The sequence below is a fragment of the Longimicrobium sp. genome (assembly GCF_036387355.1).
Classification (GTDB): Bacteria; Gemmatimonadota; Gemmatimonadetes; order Longimicrobiales; family Longimicrobiaceae; genus Longimicrobium.
The window spans coordinates 1-1,817 of sequence record NZ_DASVTX010000028.1; the positions used below are offsets into that span (position 1 = coordinate 1).

The 1,817-nt window shown below is 74.5% G+C and carries 2 protein-coding genes; both read left to right on the plus strand.

The genetic code is table 11. From position 1 onward, the window contains the following. The first annotated feature begins 210 nt into the window (after positions 1-210). Positions 211-954 (plus strand): tetratricopeptide repeat protein, encoded by a 744-nt coding sequence (locus VF665_RS01385; protein WP_331051606.1) that lies wholly within the window; start codon positions 211-213, stop codon positions 952-954. A 50-nt stretch (positions 955-1,004) separates the two neighbouring features. Further along, positions 1,005-1,784: an outer membrane protein assembly factor BamD gene (locus VF665_RS01390; RefSeq protein ID WP_331051607.1), complete on the plus strand. Its 780-nt coding sequence runs from the start codon at positions 1,005-1,007 to the stop codon at positions 1,782-1,784. Positions 1,785-1,817: the final 33 nt, after the last annotated feature.

Below are 1,817 nucleotides of genomic sequence, written 5' to 3' on the forward strand. Positions count from 1 at the left end.
CGGCGCGGGCGGTGCGCGCCGCCAGCCGCGCGGCGCGCACCGCGGCGGCGCTCCCCTCCGCGTGGCGGCTGTACCGGGCGCTTCGCCCCGTGCTGGCCGGCGGCGCCGCGCGGGGCGCCTGATCCACCGCGGCGGGTTGCCGGGGCGCCGTCCCGCGCCTATGTTCTGGCGGTTTTATCCGTGTGGTGCACTCCCCCAGCGGCCCTGTTGATGAGCACGATGACGCCGGAGCCCCCGGTAGAGCAGCGCATCGCGCGCGGCAAGGAAGCGCTTGCGCGAGGGCAGTACCTGTCCGCGCTGGCGGACCTGGAGGCCGCCGCCGCGCAGCGCCCCGCCTTTGCCGACGTGCACAACCTCATGGGCCTGTGCCTTTCCATGGTGGGGCGCGCCGACGAGGCGCTGGCGGCGTTCACCCGGGCGACGGAGGTGAACCCGGACTACGTGGAAGCCCACGTGAACCGGGCCATCACCCTGAACGACCTGGGGCGCACCGACGAGGCCGCCGTGTCGTTTCAGCGCGCCGCCGAGGCCGACGAGGCCAAGGGCGGCGGCGGGCGCTTCGGAAGCGCGGCGGCGGCGCGGCTGGCCAACCTGCACCGCGAGCTGGGCGACGCGTACGAGCAGGCCGGGGCGGGGGACGAGGCCGTGCAGCAGTACCGCCAGGCGGTGCAGCTGCGCCCGCAGTTCCTGGACATCCGCACCCGGCTGGGCCGTGCCCTGATCGAGCTGGGCCGGACGGACGAGGCCGTGGCGGAGCTGGAAGCGGTGCTGGACCACAACCCGGGCTTCGTGCAGGCCCGCGCGCACCTGGGGCTGGCCCGGTTCCGCGCCGGCGACCTGGCCGGGGCGGGGGACGAATGGCGCCGCTGCCAGGCGCAGCAGCCCGACAACGCCCAGGTGTCCGCCTACCTGGGAATGCTGGAGCGGCGGGGCGGCGGCGCCGCGCCCTCCTGACTTCGCCACGACTCTGAACCTTGCGGCCTGTCCGCGGGTACATGCAGGCCATGACCGAATCTCACGCTTTCCGCCGGGCGTTCACCGCCCTCGCGGCCGTCTCCGCACTGGGCGGCTGCTCCATCTTCCGCACCCCGCCCACGCCGACCCCCGAGTCGTCGTACGCGCAGGGAATGCAGGCGTACCAGGCCCGCCGCTACGGCCGCGCCGCCGAACTGCTGGGCCAGTTCGTGACCGCCACCGGCTCCGACGTGCGGCTCAAGCCCGCGCTCATGGCCATGGCCCGCAGCCACATGGAAACCGGCGAGTTCGTCACCGCCGGCTCCGAGTTCCTGCGCGTGGCCACCGAGTTCCCGTCGGACCCGGAGGCCGTGGAGGCCCGCTTCGGGCTGTGCGACGCCTATCACCGGCTGTCGCCCCGGCCGCAGCTGGACCAGGACTACACGGTGGCCGCCATCAGCTACTGCGAGTCGTTCGCCGGCCTGTACCCGGGCGAGGCCAGCGCGCGCCAGGCCACCGAGTGGGTGGGCGAAATGCGCGAGAAGCTGGCCACCAAGTCGTACCAGAACGGCTTCTTCTACTTTCGCCGCGGGCTCTACGACGCGGGGCTGGTGTACTTCAACGAAGTGCTGGAGCAGCACCCCCGCAGCACGGTGGCGCCCACGGCGCTGCTGCGCGTGGTGGAAAGCTACCAGCGCATGGGGTACCGCGAAGAAGAAGCGGCCGCCCGGCAGCGGCTGCTGGCCGAGTACCCGCAGAGCGCCGAGGCCCGCCAGGCGCAGCCCGCGCCGCCGGCCGCCGCCGCCGCGGCCCCGCCCTCCGGGGGCTGAGGCCCGGTCCGTGCGGCTGGGCGTGTACGGGGG

Bases quoted from the DNA above. Each gene is read 5' to 3' on its own strand.
- VF665_RS01385 (WP_331051606.1), top strand. From the start codon at position 211: ATGAGCACGATGACGCCGGAGCCCCCGGTAGAGCAGCGCATCGCGCGC.
- VF665_RS01390 (WP_331051607.1), top strand. From the start codon at position 1,005: ATGACCGAATCTCACGCTTTCCGCCGGGCGTTCACCGCCCTCGCGGCC.